This window comes from Nostoc sp. ChiSLP03a (genome assembly GCF_034531215.2).
Classification (GTDB): Bacteria; Cyanobacteriota; Cyanobacteriia; order Cyanobacteriales; family Nostocaceae; genus Nostoc.
The window spans coordinates 17,697-35,571 of sequence record NZ_JAVRBQ020000116.1; the positions used below are offsets into that span (position 1 = coordinate 17,697).

The 17,875-nt window shown below is 42.0% G+C and carries 9 protein-coding genes, 1 tRNA gene and 2 pseudogenes; 6 read left to right on the plus strand and 6 right to left on the minus strand.

Annotated elements, in window-relative coordinates; translation table 11 throughout:
- Positions 1 to 83: 83 nt before the first annotated feature.
- The 3 genes and pseudogenes from RMY32_RS19580 to RMY32_RS19590 all read right to left on the minus strand — a co-directional run.
- Entirely contained in the window at positions 84 to 356 is a 273-nt protein-coding gene (locus RMY32_RS19580) for a hypothetical protein (RefSeq protein WP_322712180.1), read from the minus strand.
- Between the two features lie 103 nt (positions 357 to 459).
- Positions 460 to 585 (minus strand): annotated as a pseudogene (locus RMY32_RS19585) (IS1 family transposase); the annotation flags it as partial.
- 320 nt (positions 586 to 905) lie between these two features.
- Positions 906 to 1,072 (minus strand): annotated as a pseudogene (locus RMY32_RS19590) (IS1 family transposase); the annotation flags it as partial.
- Positions 1,073 to 1,138: 66 nt separating this feature from the next.
- Here RMY32_RS19590 and RMY32_RS19595 point away from each other — a divergent pair.
- The 3 genes from RMY32_RS19595 to RMY32_RS19605 all read left to right on the plus strand — a co-directional run bounded on the left by RMY32_RS19595 (position 1,139) and on the right by RMY32_RS19605 (position 4,410).
- Entirely contained in the window at positions 1,139 to 2,584 is a 1,446-nt protein-coding gene (locus tag RMY32_RS19595) for a PQQ-dependent sugar dehydrogenase (protein ID WP_322712181.1), read from the plus strand.
- Between the two features lie 348 nt (positions 2,585 to 2,932).
- A tRNA-Ser gene (locus RMY32_RS19600) sits at positions 2,933 to 3,017 on the plus strand.
- A 211-nt stretch (positions 3,018 to 3,228) separates the two neighbouring features.
- Positions 3,229 to 4,410 (plus strand): CapA family protein, encoded by a 1,182-nt coding sequence (locus tag RMY32_RS19605; protein WP_322712182.1) that lies wholly within the window; start codon positions 3,229 to 3,231, stop codon positions 4,408 to 4,410.
- Positions 4,411 to 4,507: 97 nt separating this feature from the next.
- On the opposite strand, the gene RMY32_RS19610 is transcribed toward RMY32_RS19605, so the two are convergent.
- Entirely contained in the window at positions 4,508 to 6,139 is a 1,632-nt protein-coding gene (locus tag RMY32_RS19610; protein ID WP_322712183.1) for a serine/threonine protein kinase, read from the minus strand.
- 731 nt (positions 6,140 to 6,870) lie between these two features.
- On the opposite strand from RMY32_RS19610, the gene RMY32_RS19615 reads away from it, so the two are divergent.
- Positions 6,871 to 11,232, plus strand: a complete 4,362-nt coding sequence (locus RMY32_RS19615; protein ID WP_322712184.1) for a DUF4347 domain-containing protein — start codon at positions 6,871 to 6,873, stop codon at positions 11,230 to 11,232.
- A 138-nt stretch (positions 11,233 to 11,370) separates the two neighbouring features.
- Here the strand turns inward: RMY32_RS19615 and rpiA are convergent, their stop codons facing one another.
- Positions 11,371 to 12,078: a ribose-5-phosphate isomerase RpiA gene (gene rpiA / locus RMY32_RS19620; protein ID WP_322712185.1), complete on the minus strand. Its 708-nt coding sequence runs from the start codon at positions 12,076 to 12,078 to the stop codon at positions 11,371 to 11,373.
- Positions 12,079 to 12,322: 244 nt separating this feature from the next.
- On the opposite strand from rpiA, the gene RMY32_RS19625 reads away from it, so the two are divergent.
- Complete coding sequence (locus tag RMY32_RS19625; RefSeq protein WP_322672417.1) at positions 12,323 to 13,000, plus strand: S-layer homology domain-containing protein; 678 nt, start codon at positions 12,323 to 12,325, stop codon at positions 12,998 to 13,000.
- Positions 13,001 to 13,030: 30 nt separating this feature from the next.
- Here the strand turns inward: RMY32_RS19625 and RMY32_RS19630 are convergent, their stop codons facing one another.
- A complete protein-coding gene (locus RMY32_RS19630; RefSeq protein ID WP_322712186.1) occupies positions 13,031 to 14,314 on the minus strand; it encodes a hypothetical protein in 1,284 nt (427 codons plus the stop codon).
- Between the two features lie 658 nt (positions 14,315 to 14,972).
- Here RMY32_RS19630 and RMY32_RS19635 point away from each other — a divergent pair.
- Entirely contained in the window at positions 14,973 to 17,816 is a 2,844-nt protein-coding gene (locus RMY32_RS19635) for a DUF3131 domain-containing protein (RefSeq protein ID WP_322712187.1), read from the plus strand.
- The last annotated feature ends 59 nt before the right edge of the window (positions 17,817 to 17,875 follow it).

Genomic DNA, 17,875 nt, shown 5'->3' on the forward strand with positions numbered 1-17,875 from the left:
GAGAAATTACATTTCAGCAGAACTTACACAAACGTATAATTTTATTCAGCCATGAATCGAATGGCTCTCTGTATTCATATTACTCACCCACAGAAATTATCAACCCTCAACTCGCGCCACACATCAGACGGTTGCCAGCCAGAGTTACCAAGGGAGCGTAAAGGGCGATAGTTTTCCCAGATGTAGTCCGATTCGGATGCTTCAATGTACACAGGTGGATTTGGTTCAACCACCGATTCAGGAATATCTTGACTCTCAAGCATCTCAATGGGTTCAGTCGATGGTGGAGTTACTTCTGTTATCTTGCGAATTAGGTTAGAACTTTTTTTGATGAGTCGTTGCATATTCATAGTCATTATTTGGCTTTCCACAAGGTAGAATATCCCAGAATACAGTAAGTTATCAAAAAATCCGAAATATTTTGTTGAAAAGTTTGGCGTTGCATAAATGCGGGATGAATTAGCTAAATACAGGTATTTCTCTATACTGGAAATAATAAAGTAACAATCGGTTTGAATGTTTAAGCACATCTACTGATTTAGAATAGCATAATGTTTTTTGATATAGGCGTGCAAGATAATCACGTCAACGTGTATTTTTAACTTCTAAGTAAATAGGTCGTAAAATTTATAAGTATGTCATTGCGAGTGAAACGGAGTGTAACAAAGCAATCACAAGGACTTTGACGGTTTTACCAAGCCCTGTTGGAGCGGGGTTGCAGGTATTGGGGTGTGGGGTGTAGGTTGCATGACAGCCCCAACAACCTTCTTCGTTCAAGCCCCGTTTTGCACTCACGATTGCATTGGTGGGTGTACAAGCCCCTATCAATGCCGTCTTTCCTACCTTCTCTACACCCTGTTTTTGACATTTTATTACATAGTTAGATTAATTCGTGCCTACCTACTTACTCTAGTAATATATGTTTTACTGACGATACGATCTTCTAGGTTAATAAAACGGGGGTAAACTTTCTATCCATCACATAAAAATAGCACTGCCAACTACAAAAAATGTCCCATAAAGGTTTAAATGTTTCAGCACTATGGTTTCCTAAAACCCAAGCTAAAATTCCAAAAGCTTTCTACTCATAAAGAGGGATGTCGCAACAAAATTAACTAACCGTTTTATCAAACAAATTATGAATAACATGAAATCATTTAAGCAACTTAAACGCAGATTATTCAATCAAATTGCTGTTAAAACGCTGTTATTTACAATAACATTATTCTTTACAATAGTTTTATTAAATCATAGCACTATTGGAATAAATGCTATTCCTCAAAGCTTGCGTTCTGATATCAAGGTTCGCAATATTATTAATACATTATCAGTCTCTCCTTCTGTGCGAATTGTAAAAGACCCACGAAACAATACTCTTTATTACCTCAAACGAAATGGTGAGATTTATCAAGTCAATTTAGCGTCCTCTACTAAAACTCTTGTTTACAACTCTAGTAATCATAATTTAAGTGAAACTCAAGGTATGGCCATTGGCCCTAACGGCACAATTTATTTAGTTGGCAATGCAGACCTTGTGAATAACCAAACTCAAGCAATTATTGTTAAAGGTGTAATTAATTCGAGTACAAAACAGCGTATCTGGTCTATCTTAGCTAAGAGTGAAGCCTATCCCAAAAGCAAAACAGCTTATGACCATCGGTTCAACGGCGTAGTTGTTAGCCTGGATGGTAACTTTATCTATGTGAATAGCGGTTCTCGTACCGATCATGGTGAGATTCAGTCTGTTGATGGCCTATATCCCAATACTCGCGAAGTCGGATTAACTGCCTGTATATTCCGTCTTCCTAGTAATGGTAACAATCTCTTTCTGGCAAACAATCGAGCAACTTTAAAGACAGCTGGTTATATTTTTGCAGAAGGAATACGTAATACTTTCGATATGGCTTTTGCGCCCAATGGGGATTTATTTGGCACAGAAAATGGCCCAGATCGCGACATGTCAGAAGAATTAAATTGGCTGCGTTTAGGTGGTAATTACGGCTTTCCTTGGCGTATTGGTGGGAAAGATAATCCACAACAATTTCCCAATTATAATCCTGCCACTGACCGATTATTAAGCCCTCAATTTAACGCCATCCAAAAGGGCTACTATCGTAACGATCCCACCTTTCCTATTCGGCCTACTGAAAATTTAATTGAACCAATTCCTAATCTTGGCCCGGACGCTGATAATTACCGCGATCCTGTAGATGGAAAAATCAAAGATGCCAGTGTTCTTGGGCAAACTTTGAGCACTTTTACAACACACCGTTCTCCTTTAGGCTTAGTTTTTGATACGCAAGGAGTAATGAGTCCAGAATTCAATAGAGATGGATTTATGTTGAGTTGGACAGCAGGCGATCCCACTGGCGAAACACTAATAGGCCCTTTTAAAGATGCCAGCCAAGACCTACTGCATTTAAATTTAACTAAAGTAGGAAATACCAACTATAAACTTAACGCTACACGCCTTGTCAAAGGTTTTAGTAATCCCATTGATGCTGAGATTATTAGCAATAAGATTTATGTTCTAGAATATGGCGGAAATCAAGGAATTTGGGAAGTCTCTATGCCTACTAAGTAAGTAAATTGGGTATTTCTGCATTACTTAATCGAAATTAGGCACCCAAGCTCTCCTGATTGAAATAAGCTTGTACTCCTGTGTAACGCTTTCTTGCACCCCTCGTCCTGGCATAAGAAACGTTTTTTCACAGCTTTATATAAATTTCTGCGTCTCATTAACTCGTCAAGTAATTTCACCAACCGTCATGATGGAAAATGTTGTGGGCTTTAGTAGTATTGGCATTCCTAGAGAATTGCATTACGCAAAAAAAGCGATAATGCTATAGTAGTATAGGGAATCCAGCAAGATTTCCCTAAATTTACAGCATTTGAATGTAAAATAAATACTCAAATGTCTGAATAAATAGTTGGAGAGGTGTCCGAGCGGTTCATGGTGACGCACTCGAAATGCGTTTTGGGGAAACCCAACGGGGGTTCGAATCCCCCCCTCTCCGTTCAAAAGATTACTGAAAATTTACTACAATGTGGCTGAAATTTGCCTATCTTTAACAAGGGTCTTGAACAATTTGTCTGTTTATTTGCAAGTTAGATAGCATTATCGCTCAATATTTACGCAGTCAAATATTTGCCAAAAACACTACAATATACACCGCTAATAACACATATTTTTGGGATAAACTAATGCCATCGTATGAGGAGTGAACGGTGGTAGATCGCAGCTTGGGGCGAGTATTCTCATTTAGTCTGATCGGCATTTCTTTATATCTGGGTATTAGTATAGGAGTCATTATACGGCTTGGTCAATCACAGCGATTAAACGCTGCTACTATGCCGACTAAGACTACGCAGTTTCCATTAGCTATTCCTAAACTTACCCCATCAAAAACACAACAACAAACCTTTTCAAATACTATTACTATCAAAGCCGTTGGAGATATTATTCCCGGCACTAATTTCCCTAACTATAGATTACCCCGTTTTCGAGATCAATTATTACCAAAGTCAGTGAGAACTCACTTGCAAGGATCTGATATCTTGTTTGGGAATTTTGAAAGTAGTTTAACTAATTATCCCTATACTGCCAAAGATATTAGTCGAGGACAAGTCTTTGCTTTTCGCTCTCCGCCTGCATACGCCCAACTTTTTGCTGAGGCTGGTTTTAATGTGTTCAATGTGGCAAATAACCATGCTATGGACTTTGGCCCGGTAGGGTTCAAAGATACAATGAAAAATCTTCAGGCTGTGGGCATTGCAACATTAGGTCATAAAAATCAAATTCTTTATTTAGAAGCTAACAATATCCCTGTGGCAATGATCGGATTTTCTCCTTATGAAATGTATAATTCCATCCATAATTTAGGAGCAGCTAAAGCACTCGTGGCAGAAGCCAAAAATAAAGCCAATATTGTAGTAGTATCGATGCACGCTGGAGCGGAAGGAACGGGGGCACTACACGTTAAGAATCAAACAGAGTTTTTTTATGGAGAAAATCGAGGTAATGCGATCGCGTTTGCTCGAAACATGATTGATGCCGGAGCAGACTTAGTTCTAGGACATGGCCCTCACGTTCCCAGAGCGATGGAAATTTATCAGGGAAAAATCATTGCCTATTCTTTAGGAAACTTTTTGGGATATCGGACTTTATCTACAAATGCCCAAACAGGTGACTCCATGATTTTAGAAGTCAAACTCAATTCAGTAGGAAATTTGGTATCAAGTAAAATTATTCCCGTTCGGATGGATCGGCAAGGAATTCCTCATATCGATCGGAGTTTTCAAACTGTAAAACTTATGCGTTATTTGAATAATCAAGCTTTTCCTAAGAATCCGGTGAAGATTAATCAGAAGGGGGAAGTTGTTGTACAGAATAGGCTTGATCCTTCCTAAAATAATTACTAATTCGTAATTCGTAATTCGTAATTAGTTAATAGGAGTCAGCGCTGTGCTGGACTCACCGCACTGCTTCACCAAAATCCAAAATTGACTAGTTATTGTCATCTTGTGGCTTTTCCTCGAACTTCTGAATATTCTGGGGTTGACTATTAGTCGGTGAATTTTGCTTTTCCAGTGTTGGTACTACCACAGCAGAAGGATCTGATTGTTTGGATTCTGTTGGTGCTGGTGGTGATATCAGTAGAGGTTTTGATGGACTTACGGGTTGAGGGGAGGCAGGTTTTTGACTAGAAGCGGGTAAGTTATTTTGTGGAAATGGCAATGGTGCGGGGGAGGGGGAAGCTTTTCGAGATGAGCGGATTGCCCGTAGTTTCTCCACTAAGGAGGGTGTGGGGGAAACGCTAGGTGAAGGTGTGGATTGTTCGGAATCACCGCGTTGCGATTCTCTTGCAGGACTGCTGGTAGATTCTTCTTGGGAAGAACGACGATTGCGGCGACGCTGTTTGGAATTAGAGACGGGTGCTTTTTCGCTTCTTGAAGTGGTGTTAGTCTCTTCACTTCTGGGTGAAGATGTACTATCAACATTAGGTGCTTTCGCACCTGATTCTTGAGTTGGCTTTTCAACAAGTGGCTTGGCAGTCGGTTGCTGCTGAGATTTGGGTAATAAACTCGCGATCCCAAAACCTGCTGTAGCAGCAACTAAGGCTACACCCATACCAATAAATACTTTAGATGATCCCAGCTTTTTAGCCAGTAGAGTTCCCTTAGCTATACCTGGGTTGGGTTGCGCCAGCACAGATGGTCTATGAATAGAATTTTGGGCTGTTTTCCCAATTAAAGTTGCTGCTTGCTGCGCAGATAAATTGACAGTTGGCACTGCGTAAGTGGGTAAAACTTGCGGTGTTCCATTCACCCCATTTCCAGGTAGCAATTGCAGCCACTCAGCAACTGTCGCTGGCCGAAAACGAGACTCTACCGCCATACCGCGCATTACCGCTTGGTTGACAGCAGCACTCAAATGTGGTTGTAATTCGCGGGGGGAAGGCATTTGTTCGCGATTGCGCAATAATGCTGGCATGGGAACTTGGGCTGTCAACAGTGCATACAAAGTCGCTGCTAAACCATAAACATCCGTAGCGGGTGTGCGCGCCGCTTGCGTCATATACTGCTCAATCGGAGAATAACCTTCAGAAACCAAACCTGTGTGAGTCTGTCTGACACCGCCATTAAATTCCCTGGCAATGCCAAAATCAATTAGTATTACTTCCTGCGTTCCTTGACGAAGAATAATATTATCTGGTTTGACATCGCGGTGTAACAAGCCGTTGTTGTGTACTACCTGCAACGCTGCCCCAATTTGTCGGATGTAATGAATTGCTGTGGCTTCAGGCAAAGTTATTCCTGGTAATACAAATGCGTCTCCCAAGGTTTCACCAGGAATGTATTCCATCACCATGTAAGGCAGTCCAGCTTCCACAAAAAAGTCACTAACTCGGACTATATTTGGGTGAATACACGTAGCTAATCGTCTGGCTTCATCTTGGAATTGGCGCTCGAATTTGGCAAAATCAGGATGTTGTCGCAGCCGTTCATTGATGGTTTTCATCACCACCTCCTGACCCAAGTAGTGATGCGTAGCTTTAAAGGTAATGCCAAAGCCACCCCGCCCTATTTCTTGAATTAGGGTATATTTTCCATCCTGCAAAATTGTGCCTGCTAACATAAAAAGTCCTGAGTCCTGACTAAGCAGATAAGTAGCGAGTCCTGAGTCTTGAAAGATTTCCCAAAAATTTTCCCATATTTTTATCGGGCAGGGTTCTTGCCTGTCTATTTTACGGGATGATTTAGTTGTTGGAATTTCTGAAGTGAGAAAGACCTCCCCACGATCGCAACAGTTTTATCTTTCTCAGATGATAGCGCGGGAGTGCGGCAAGCTTAAAGCGGAAGACGGGCTAAAGCGATTTTTGGGATTTGATAAAAGTTCTTTTCAGATAAATATAGCAATCCGATTTGATTTGGAGAATCACTCGTAGAGGTAAGGGACTGGGGATGGTGGGGCCTCCTCTGGGGATAAGGGGTAATGGAGATTGGGGACTGGGAAGAAGGAATAAAGTTGTACCTAGCCTCGCAAAAATCAAATATGAGTCCTATATCTGGCACGATCTCAACAAAACTTGAAAAACCGCGTTTAGAGGGCAAAAAATCGAGGTTTTTAGGATAAACCAGCATAAAAACTGATTTTTGATATATCTACTAGATGCGAGTCGGGGAACCCGGTAAAATTACATACTTTTATTGCTTTACAAAAGCGGCAACTTGCCAGATGATGGCAAAAAAAGGGAAAATAATTAGTAAAATCTAGTTTTTTACTCTCAGTAGTTGTGTGAAAACCCTGTAATTACAAGGCTGAAGTCGGTTTGAGTTTTTCTCATTACCTTAGCTGGAAGTAACAAAATGGCAAAGCTACATACCTCACACTTCTCAGAAAATTCCCCACTTTCCATTACCCATAGTTTGGTCTTCATCGATACGGCGGTTGAAGACTATAGTCATTTAGTCAGTGGCGTGCTTCCCAATAGCCAAGTGTTCGTGCTTGACTCGACACAGAACGGTGTTGAACAAATTACGAAAATTCTGACGAGTTGGGCAGACGCGCAGCGACTTATCGTTAGACATGGGTCGAATTTAGCTAACATTCATATTGTGTGCCACGGTGTCCCAGGTTGCTTACAATTGGGAAATACCCATTTAGGAATTGATACCCTCGACGAATACAGCCAGCAACTCCAACAATGGCAGAAGATATTTTCCACCTCTGGCAAAGCCGATAACCCTATTAACTTACTCATCTATGGTTGCAATGTAGCTTTGGGTGATGCGGGGGAAGAATTTGTAGAAAAACTGCACCAACTCACAGGGGCAAATATTGCTGCTTCGCGTCAGAGAATCGGTAATACAGCATTAGGCGGTAACTGGGAGTTAGAAGTTCGCACTGCTGATATGGAAGTAAATCTGGCGTTTGCAGAAACGACGCGAGAAGCTTACGCAGGAGTACTAGCAACGTTTACGGTGAATAGTACCCAAGACGTAGATGATGGCGATGCGAATAACGGCATTACCACCCTGCGGGAGGCAATTAAATTAGCGAATGCTTCTACTGAGGATGATGCGATCGCTTTTGAAGGCGTGTTCACCGATGACACTCCAGATGTAATCAGCCTCACCTCTGGGCAACTGACCATTACCGATAATATCACTATCTTGGGAACTGGAGCATCTAAGCTTACTGTGAGTGCAAATAATGCTTCTGGAGTGTTTGAGATATCGGGATTAGGAACAGATGTTAGCATTGATGGTTTGACTGTTGCTAATGGTAATGATACCCTTGGTGGCGGTATTTTTGTTAATAGCTTTGGCATCCTCAACCTCACTAACAGTATTGTCTCTGGAAATGTTGGAGGCGGCATCAATAGCTCTGGCATCGTCACCGTAACAAATAGCAGTGTTTCTAGCAATACTGGAAGCGGCATTAATGTTAGCAATGCCATAAGTGGTTTTCTCGGCTCAACTGACATTATCGATGCCAGTTATGGCATTCTTAACTTAACTAACAGCAGTATCTCTGGAAATACGGGAGACGGCATCTCTAATGGAGGTGGTAGAGTCAGTCTAACGAATAGCAGTGTTTCTAGTAATACTAGATTCGGTATCTATAATAATGCCGCTTTAATCGGCTATGGAAGCTATGACTCTGGTATCCTCGACCTGACCAATAGCAGTGTTTCTGGTAATACGGAAGGGGGTATATCTAACTTAGGCAGCTTTCTTAGGCTTACCAATAGTAGTGTCTCTGGAAATACAGGAAGCGGCATCTCTAACTTAGGCATCGATGACGATCCATATGGTGGGGCCTCAAGTTCAGCTATCTTGAATAACAGTACTGTATCTGGTAATACAGCGACTTCCGACGGTGGCGGTATTTATAACGATAATACCCTCAACTTACTCAATACCACAGTTACCAATAACACAGCTGACTCTAATGGCGATGGTACTGGCGACAGTGGCGGCGTTTTCAACAGTGCTGGGACTATCACTGTTGCGAACACGATCGTTGCAGGCAACTTCGACAAATCCACCTTCGGCAATATCAACCCCGATGTAGCTGGCATTTTCACGGACTCTGGCAATAACCTGATTGGCAATAATACTGGTAGCACTAGTTTTACCACCAGCACCTTAGTTGGTACTAGCGCCACCCCCATTGACCCAAAACTTGGTTCCCTGCAAAATAACGGCGGTGCAACCTTTACTCATGCTTTACTTACAGGTAGTCCCGCCATTAACGCAGGTAATAATACCTTAGTTTCTGGTAGTCTTATTACTGACCAAAGAGGCGCTGGATTTGGTCGGATATCCGGGGGTGTAGTTGATATTGGTGCTTATGAAGTCCAGTCCAGTATCACGCCACCTGTTAATACTGACACAGTAGTAACTAATACCAACGATTCTGGAACAGGTTCGTTGCGACAGGCTATTCTCAATGCCAATAGTACTGTTGGGGCAGATACTATTACCTTTGCAGGTGTGTTCGCTGATACCATTCCAGATATCATTACTCTCACCTCTGGGAAATTGACGATCGCTGATGATGTTACCATCTTAGGGACTGGGGCATCTAGCCTGACTGTGAGCGGCAATAATTCATCAGGCGTATTTGAGATATCAGGAACAGCGACAGATGCTAGCATTGATGGCTTGAAAATTACTAACGCTAGTAATGCCGCCGGTAGTATTTTGCTCAATCGCAATGCCACCCTCAGTTTGACCAACAGCACTATCTCTAATAATGCTGGGTTGGTAGGCGGTATCTTTAACAGAGGCAGCCTTAACCTGATTAACACCACTGTCGCTGATAATAGGGGATTGTCGTTTGGTGGTGGTATCTTTAACACAGGCAACCTTAACCTAACGGGAAGCACTGTTTCTGGGAATAGAGCAAATAATTACGGTGGCGGTATATTTAACACAGGCAACGTCACCATCACTAACAGCACAGTCTCTAACAATGACCTGAATACCGTAGCTAATTATACCCGTGGAGGGCCTGGCAGTTATTTAATAGATAGCTACGGTGGTGGCATATTTAACACAGGCAACGTCACCATCACTAACAGCACAGTCTCTAACAGTCGTGCAACCAATGGCGGCGGCATCTATAACCAAGGGATCTTCAACTTTAACAACAGTACTGTCTCTAGCAATAGCTCCTACAAAGATGGCAACGCCATCTTTAACAAAGGCACTCTTACCCTCACCAACAGCACTATTACCAAGAATTACATCCAATCATATAGTAATTTTGATGTTGATGGTTTTTATGATGTTTTTGGTGGGAAAGGTAGAAGTGTTTTCAATGACTCTGATGGCACTGTGATTGTTGGGAATACTATCATTGCAGGCAACTTCGGCTTACAGGGCGACGTTTTCGGTACTTTCACTGACCTCGGCAATAACCTGATTGGCGATCGCACTGGTAGTACTGGCTTTACTACCAGCACACTCGTCGGCACCAGCGCCAACCCCATCGATCCCAAACTCAGTCCGCTGCAAAATAACGGTGGTGCAACCTTTACTAATGCCTTGATTGGAGATAGTCCTGCCATTAATGCAGGTAGTAATGCTCTAATTCCAACAGGTATCACCACCGACCAACGCGGCGCTGGATTTGACAGAATATCTGAGGGTACAGTTGATATTGGTGCCTTAGAGTTCAACGGGCTAAATGGAGCCAATGGCGCTGATAATCTAGTGGGCGACAACTACAATAACATCATTAACGCTAAAGCCGGGAACGATACCATCACAGGTAATCAAGGCAACGACATCCTAACTGGTGGCGGTGGCAAAGATAAATTTGTTTACAATTTAGGTGATGGTGTTGATATCATCACTGATTTCACTGGCGTAGGTAAAGGCTCTAATCCCTCGGCAGCGATCGCTACTGAATTGGATACCCTCAAATTCCAAGGTGCTGGATTGACAGCCCGAAATCTTCTACTCACCCAGAATGGTAGCAATCTAGAAATCACTTTTGAAGGGGTGGCTGATGATAAAGTTATCCTGGAAAACTTTCCGCTAGAAAAGCTAGACAACTTATCAACGCTGGGCAATATCCTGTTTGATGGGCAAAGCAGTATTAGTGACAGCTTTGATGTCTTCGATGCCAATTCCACGCAAAGCACCATCTTCAACAAAAACACAGTCACCTTTCTCAATGACCTAAATAACAATGTCAATGGTTATGATAACTCAGCAGATGTCATTAATGGTCTAGGGGGTGATGACCGCATAGATGGTAAGAGTGGGAACGACCTACTCCGCGGTGGTGCTGGTAATGATACCCTACTTGGTGGTACTGGTAATGATACCCTGATTGGTGGTGCTGGTAAGGATAGCGTCATCGGCGGTGCTGGTGATGACATCTTCTTTGTCGAAAGAAAAAATCCTTTTGAAGATAACGATATCTTGACTGGTGGTAGCGGTCATGACCAGTTCGTGTACAAAACCTTGACTTATTATGGTGAAGCTATCACTGACTTTAATCAGAGCGAGGATAAATTAGTCCTGACTGACCTACTTAAGAGTCTAGGCTACAGTGGCAGCAATCCCATCTTAGATAGCTACCTAAAATTTGTGCAATCGGATACTTCTACGCTAGTTCAAGTCTCTAGTAATAATTCGCCTTACACCTTAGCAAATTTAAGTAATTTCACAGCTACAAATCTGGTAGTCGGTACTAATGTCATTGTCTAGCACTCAGTTCTAGCCTGTAGTAAAAAAGAGACATAGCAGTGCTACGTCTCTACAAGGGTTCTGGATAACGCATAATTAATTTCACCAGATGTCTATTGCTTAATTTTGGATTTTAGAGACATCTAAAATCCAAAATTCTTACAGTTGCCGCACTAATGGCTGACCATCTTTCACTTCGCCAATTAAAACTAAATCGACACAGTTAACAAAGATACCATTTTCCAGAACGCCGGGAATGTTATTCAATGTCTTTTCTAGTCCGGCTGGATCTTCGATAGAGTCAAATCTGACATCTAAGACAAAGTTTCCTTGATCGGTGATTACTGGCCCAGCTTTTTTTACACCCATGCGGAGTTCTGGTTTACCACCGAGTTTTTTGATGGCATTGGTTACAGGAGTAATTGCCATTGGAATCACTTCCACGGGCACAGCAAAACTAGAACCTAAGCGGTCTACTAACTTGCCACTGTCTACCACGACGATGAACTGTTCTGCCAGGTAATCTACAACTTTTTCGCGGGTATGTGCTGCACCACCGCCTTTAATCAAATTCTTTTGCGGATCGACTTCATCTGCACCATCAATGGCAATATCGATGCGGTCAATAGCATCCAAGGTGGCGAGAGGGACACCGTACTGCTTCGCCAGCACTTCTGACTGAAACGAGGTAGGTATACCAATGATATCTTTGAGTTCGCCCGACTTGAGGCGATCGCCTAAAAACTGAATCGTATATGCTGTAGTTGACCCCGTACCCAACCCGACAATGGAACCCGATTTGACCAGGGCGGCGGCGGCTTTGCCAACTTCTTGCTTCATTAACTTGACGGGATCTGTTGTTGTCATTCCCAAAACTCCTGAAAAACTGACTATAGTCCATAGTAGTGGGCGGATAACGCCAAAACATCAAAGGTAAAAAACAAGTTTTTGCTGATTTCCACTCTTTTGACGATCAAAACCAGCTGGCGTATTACGTAGCTATGCAACATCGCCTAGCCGAAATTCGTCATTAATTAACTGAGATTAAGTTTTACGTTCACCTCAGTAACGTAGTTTTTTCAATTCACGTTTGCAGCTACAAGTGGTTATTATGATCCGTCAGCTTTCAATTACTCTCTCTTTAATGGCACTCCTACAAAGCTTGCCAGCAATTGCTCAAGTACCAGAATCTACTTCTGAAATACCAGCTGATTCCATTCAACAGGTAACTGCTGTTAAATGGATGACAAACTTTCCCGATGGCAAATTTTATCCCGAAAGGTTAGTGAGTCGGGCAGAATTAGCCTCGATTATGGTCAAAGCATTTCGCCTAGATAAAAGAGAAGCTGTTACCAAAGAAAATTTAACTATTCCAGATGTTCCTCGTTCTTATTGGGCATTTAATGATATACAGACAGTCCTAAAAACTGACATCATGAAAGGTTATCGGGGTAATGAATTCTTTCCTAACCAAAAAGTGACAAGGGCAGAAGCTCTGGCTATTTTCGCCCAGGCTTATGGTGTATTTCAATTTCCTGATGCTGCTGTAAATGAGATTCTGGCTTCACATCCAGATGAAAAGTCTATCCCAACTTGGGCAAGAAAAGCGATCGCGACAGTAGCGACTGAGGGATTTCTGAATACAGATGCTCAAGGCAATATTTCCCCATTAAAACCCGTAACCCGTGGGGATATGGCTTATGTATTGAGTAAATATTTGCAACGACAACAGCAACAACCCGAAACACCAGAAGTTCCGATGATTCCAAATAGCCCACAATCACCTTAGCTAGACTTTTTCTAGCCAACGTACTTAAAATCAGTTTTGACCCGGATTTTTATACTTGTCTCGAAGTTGGCGAAGAAGATATACGGAATTAGACTGTGTTGGTTGCTGCAACACATTATTCCCATAATTAGTTTGTGGTATTTGGGTCGGTTGTTGCAAGCCATAATTCCCATAATTAGACTGTGGTAGTTGAGTTGGTTGTTGCAACACATTATTCCCATAATTAGTTTGTGGTATTTGGGTCGGTTGCTGCAAGCCATAATTCCCATAACCTACAGGGTTTGTGGGTGGGACAACACTTTGACTCGGACTTTGGCTAGAGTAAGGTACAGTATTACTTGGTGCTACATTAGGGACTACTTGACCGTTATTTAAATTAGTGTAGGTATTGTAGGGATTTTGCGGTAAGTTCGTACCCGTACTTAACCCATTATTAGGCACTACTTGACCGTTATTTAAATTAGTGTAGGTATTGTAGGGATTTTGTGGTAAGTTCGTACCCGTTGATGTGTTACCTGTCCCAGTAGTTAACCCAGTGTTTGGTAGAGAATTCTGACTGGTTAAGCTATTGCTAGGTGGTATTAAGGTTGTTCCTGGAGCGGAAACTTGCCCTACAGCATTTGTCTGAGTTGCAGTGTTACTACTGAAGCTAGACAATTTCTGGTTTGTCGATTGATTAAGCGCTGCTTGCAGAGGGTCGATAGAGAGAGAATTTTGATTTTTATTGGCTTGATTAGTGAATCCAACACCCAAGCTAGAAGATGTTTGGTCTCCCCCTGTTGGTTCAGATGCCGTATTAAAAGTTTTAAGACCTAGAAACGGGTTACTACTATCAACTGTTCCAGTACGCAATAAATTGTCTGTTTGTTGGACAAAGGGATTTTTTGCGGCTGGGGAGGTGTCGCCGTTAACACCTAAACCAGGATTTAATTTGGTATTATTAGCAGACTTTTGTTTGTTAATTACATCATCTAATAAGCCTTTGCTCTTTTTCGCCTCAGCCTGTTGTTCAGGCGCATTTGCCGTTGATGAGACAGTTCCTTGCTCAAAGTCATTAAATAAAGCTGGCAGGTTATCAATATCTGCTGCAATAGCTTTGTTTTCTTCTGACAGGGAAGAATCAGCAGACTTTTGTAAAACGACTGGTTTTTTTTGCTTATAAACGAAAATATCTGGATTTGACCAGTATTCCCAGGTTGCTAGCCCAACTACAGATAAAAAAATCGCAGTTCCCCAAAAACCAGGCCGCCCTAAATTCCATAACCTGGCTTTAAGATATCGTAAGTAAGCGGGAGGATAATGACGATGTGGCATGGGATTTGATAAGTGAGATTTACTATAAATTGGTAAAATTCGACGGAAGAGGCATTGCTGTTTAATGGTTTTATTTGCCTGGGAAGGAAATATTTTAACTAAAATTCGATTGTGATTTCATCGTAACTTCTCAAGAAATTATTAGTTACAAGTAAGTCAAAAATTTACTAATCACTATTTTAAACTAAACGGTTTAGTCTCAAAATTAATTTTGAGTATCTTAGCTTCCATTTTCCCCTATTTTGATTTTCTACAGGACTTGATATAACAACTCATCGATGGTGCTTACCGAATAATGGATAGCTACTGGGATATCTACAATATTCACCTTGGGTAGCAGAGGTGGCATCTCTGCGGTAGAAATATTTGAAATAGTTAATTAAACAGGACTTACGCAACTGTAATTTTTTGTAATGTATATATAGAAATAAATTTTCTCTATAAAATCTCTTTTTGGGAAAAATACAAACTTCTTCCGTATATAGTCCCCATTTAAGGAAACAGTATAGAAAATTTCCGTATAATTCACCCTGATTTCCAGATTTTTTCCGAATATCATTTACTAGCGCTACTTGACTCATTCAATACATCTCTATTTATGAATATAGCTGTACAGATGTGCTATGACGTTGCTAAATCCTAACTATTTCTTTGAATTATGCTATACAAACTCCCTCAACAAAAGCTGTTGAGATGGATTGCATTGTTCCTAATTGGAACATTTCTGCAATTTTTGTTTTACATCCCGACACCAGTCTTATCTCAAAATTCCAATAGCTGTAGCAATATTACAACCCCGCTCACATCTGAAGAACAAACTTATGCTCGTGGAGCTTGGCAGTATTTTGTCAAAAATTATCAGCCAGCAACGGGATTTACCAATTCTACTGGGGGTTATCCTTCAGGTACACTCTGGGATATGGGTAACTACCTGATGGCATTGAATGCTGCACGATGGTTGAATCTTACCGATCAAGCAGACTTTGATTCTCGCCTCAATAAGTTTTTGACGACTCTTAGCAGTCTAAAGTTATTTGAAGATGCTTTGCCCAATAAAGTCTATAACGCAGCCACCGCACAGATGGTTGATTATGGTAACAATCCAGTAGAGCGTGGTCTTGGCTGGTCTGCTTTGGATGTTGGGCGAATATTGGCTGCGTTTGATGTCATCCGTACCTGCCATCCGCAATATAATGACTGGCTCAAAGGAATTATAGCGAAGTGGCAGGTGGCGCGATCGCTCAAAGATGAACAACTTTATGGCGCGACTGTTCTCCCTGACAACAAAACCTTACTAGTGCAAGAGGGACGACTCGGCTACGAAGAATACGCCGCTAGGGGTTATCAACTTTGGGGTTTCTCAGCACCCAAAGCTATTGCTTTAGAACCGTTTAAATTGGTCGAAGTTAATGGTGTGCAAATTCCCGTTGATACGCGTGACTTTCAAACCACCAACGCTAATAATTATGTTGTGAGTGAGTCTTATATCCTTGATGGGATTGAATTTGGCTTGCAAGGTGAATTAGCTGATTTTGCTGCTAGGGTTTTAGATGTGCAAAAACGGCGTTTTGATACCACAGGTCAGTTAACTGCGGTAACAGAAGATAATATCGACCAAGCACCTTATTTTCTCTACAATACCGTTTACGCCAACGGTACAAACTGGGCAACTATTACCGATACCAATCAACCTTATCCACAGTTTCGCAGCCTTAGTACAAAAGCTGCTTTTGGCTGGCGCTATCTATTTCCAGATAATGCTTATGCCCAAAAAGTTTTTGATGCAGTCAAGGATCTTCGCAGTCCTGATGATAGCGGTTACTATGCTGGCATCTATGAAGAATCAAAACAACCCAACAAAGCTTTAACAGGTAATACGAATGGGTTAATTTTGGAGATTTTATACTACAAGGCTAAGGGAAATCACCCTTTAATTGCTTCGGCTTCTGCGAGTGTGTCTACTAGCAAGCCTAGTGAGAATGCTTCTTCTGCAACATCCTCAAATCAACCGAATTCTACTGGCAAACCTAGTGAAAATGCCTCTGGTACAACACCTGCAAATCAACCAAATTCTACTGTTACGACTCCGATCGCAACTTCTAAACCTACAGAAGTAGCTGTTGCACCTATTCCACCAGTGGATAGTCCCCAGTCATCATCTAAGCTGAAACTAGAGCGATCGTTAACGCCTGTTGAACGGCGCTATGCAGAGGCGGCTTGGCGATACTTCCAAGCGAATTATCACGCTAAGAGTGGGCTGATAGACGATCGCAGTGATTTCAAAGGTGCAACCCTCTGGGGATTGGGAGATTATCTGGCAGCACTCCATGCAGCGCGATCGCTCGATACAATTACCCCGAAAGAATTTGACCAGCGCACCCGCCATCTTTTAGGAGCTTTGACAAAGTTACCGTTATTTGCTGGGGAATTGCCAAGTCGGAGTTATGATACGCGATCGCTCCAACCAATCGATTATGGTGGTAATCCAGTTCCCGAAGGCAACGGTTGGTCAGCTTTAGATTTGGGTAGAATGCTGGCAGCGCTGTACAACTTAAAAAGCTGTCATCCAGAATACACGGCTGCTGTAGATAAAATTGTCCTGGATTGGTCATACTTGCGTGTGGTGCGTGAAGGTATTCTCTCCAGTGCCACCGTTACCAAAGAGCAAGATGGGCGATATCTCACCCGCGTTAACCCAGAAATCCGCTTGGGTTATGAGGAATATGCCGCTCGTGCTTTTCAATTATGGGGGTTCAATCTCGATCGTTCTGCTGTTGGGGGTAAATATCAAACTGCCTCAGTGGAAGGATTGAAAGTCCCAATTCAACGCCATCGCACAGATACTAATTCTAAAGTTAACCAATACACAGTTAGCAATCCTTTTGTACTCTATGGATTGGAGTTTGGATTAGATCCAAAAATGCGATCGCTCTTTGAACCAATTTTTCAAGCACAAGCTGAACGTTACCGCCGCACCGGCACGCTCACAGCTTCAGCCACCACCTTAATCGATCGTAAACCTTACACTGTCCACAGTACAATTACTGGACAAGGCGAGTCTTGGGTAGCTTTAGGAGATGATGGTCAACCAGTACCAAAGGGGCGATTGGTAAGTACAGCAGTAGCTTTTGCCTATAATGCCCTGCTTCCAGACAATAAGTATAGTCAACAGTTACAAGAAGGAACGACTGACTTATATAATCCATTAATTGGATTTTATGAGGGCTTCTACGAAACCACCGGCAAAACAGCAGTTGGTTTCACCAGCAGCACCAACAGTATGATTTTGCAATCCCTACTATACAATGTGACAAATCGACAACCCTTAATTCGTCCGATTACTACTATGAACTCCCTTTGGTGGCAGACAGTTGCTAAGGGAAATTCTGGGCGAGGTCTACCAAACAGCGCCACACAACAAACTAAGTTAACTTCTGATAGTTCTGGAAGTTACTGGGTTTCAGATAGTGAAAAGACTCATCTAGTAACTGGCACAAAATAACACAACCAAAACCCTGATTTTCAGGTAAGAGCAATTCATCAAATTGCCCCTACAGTCTG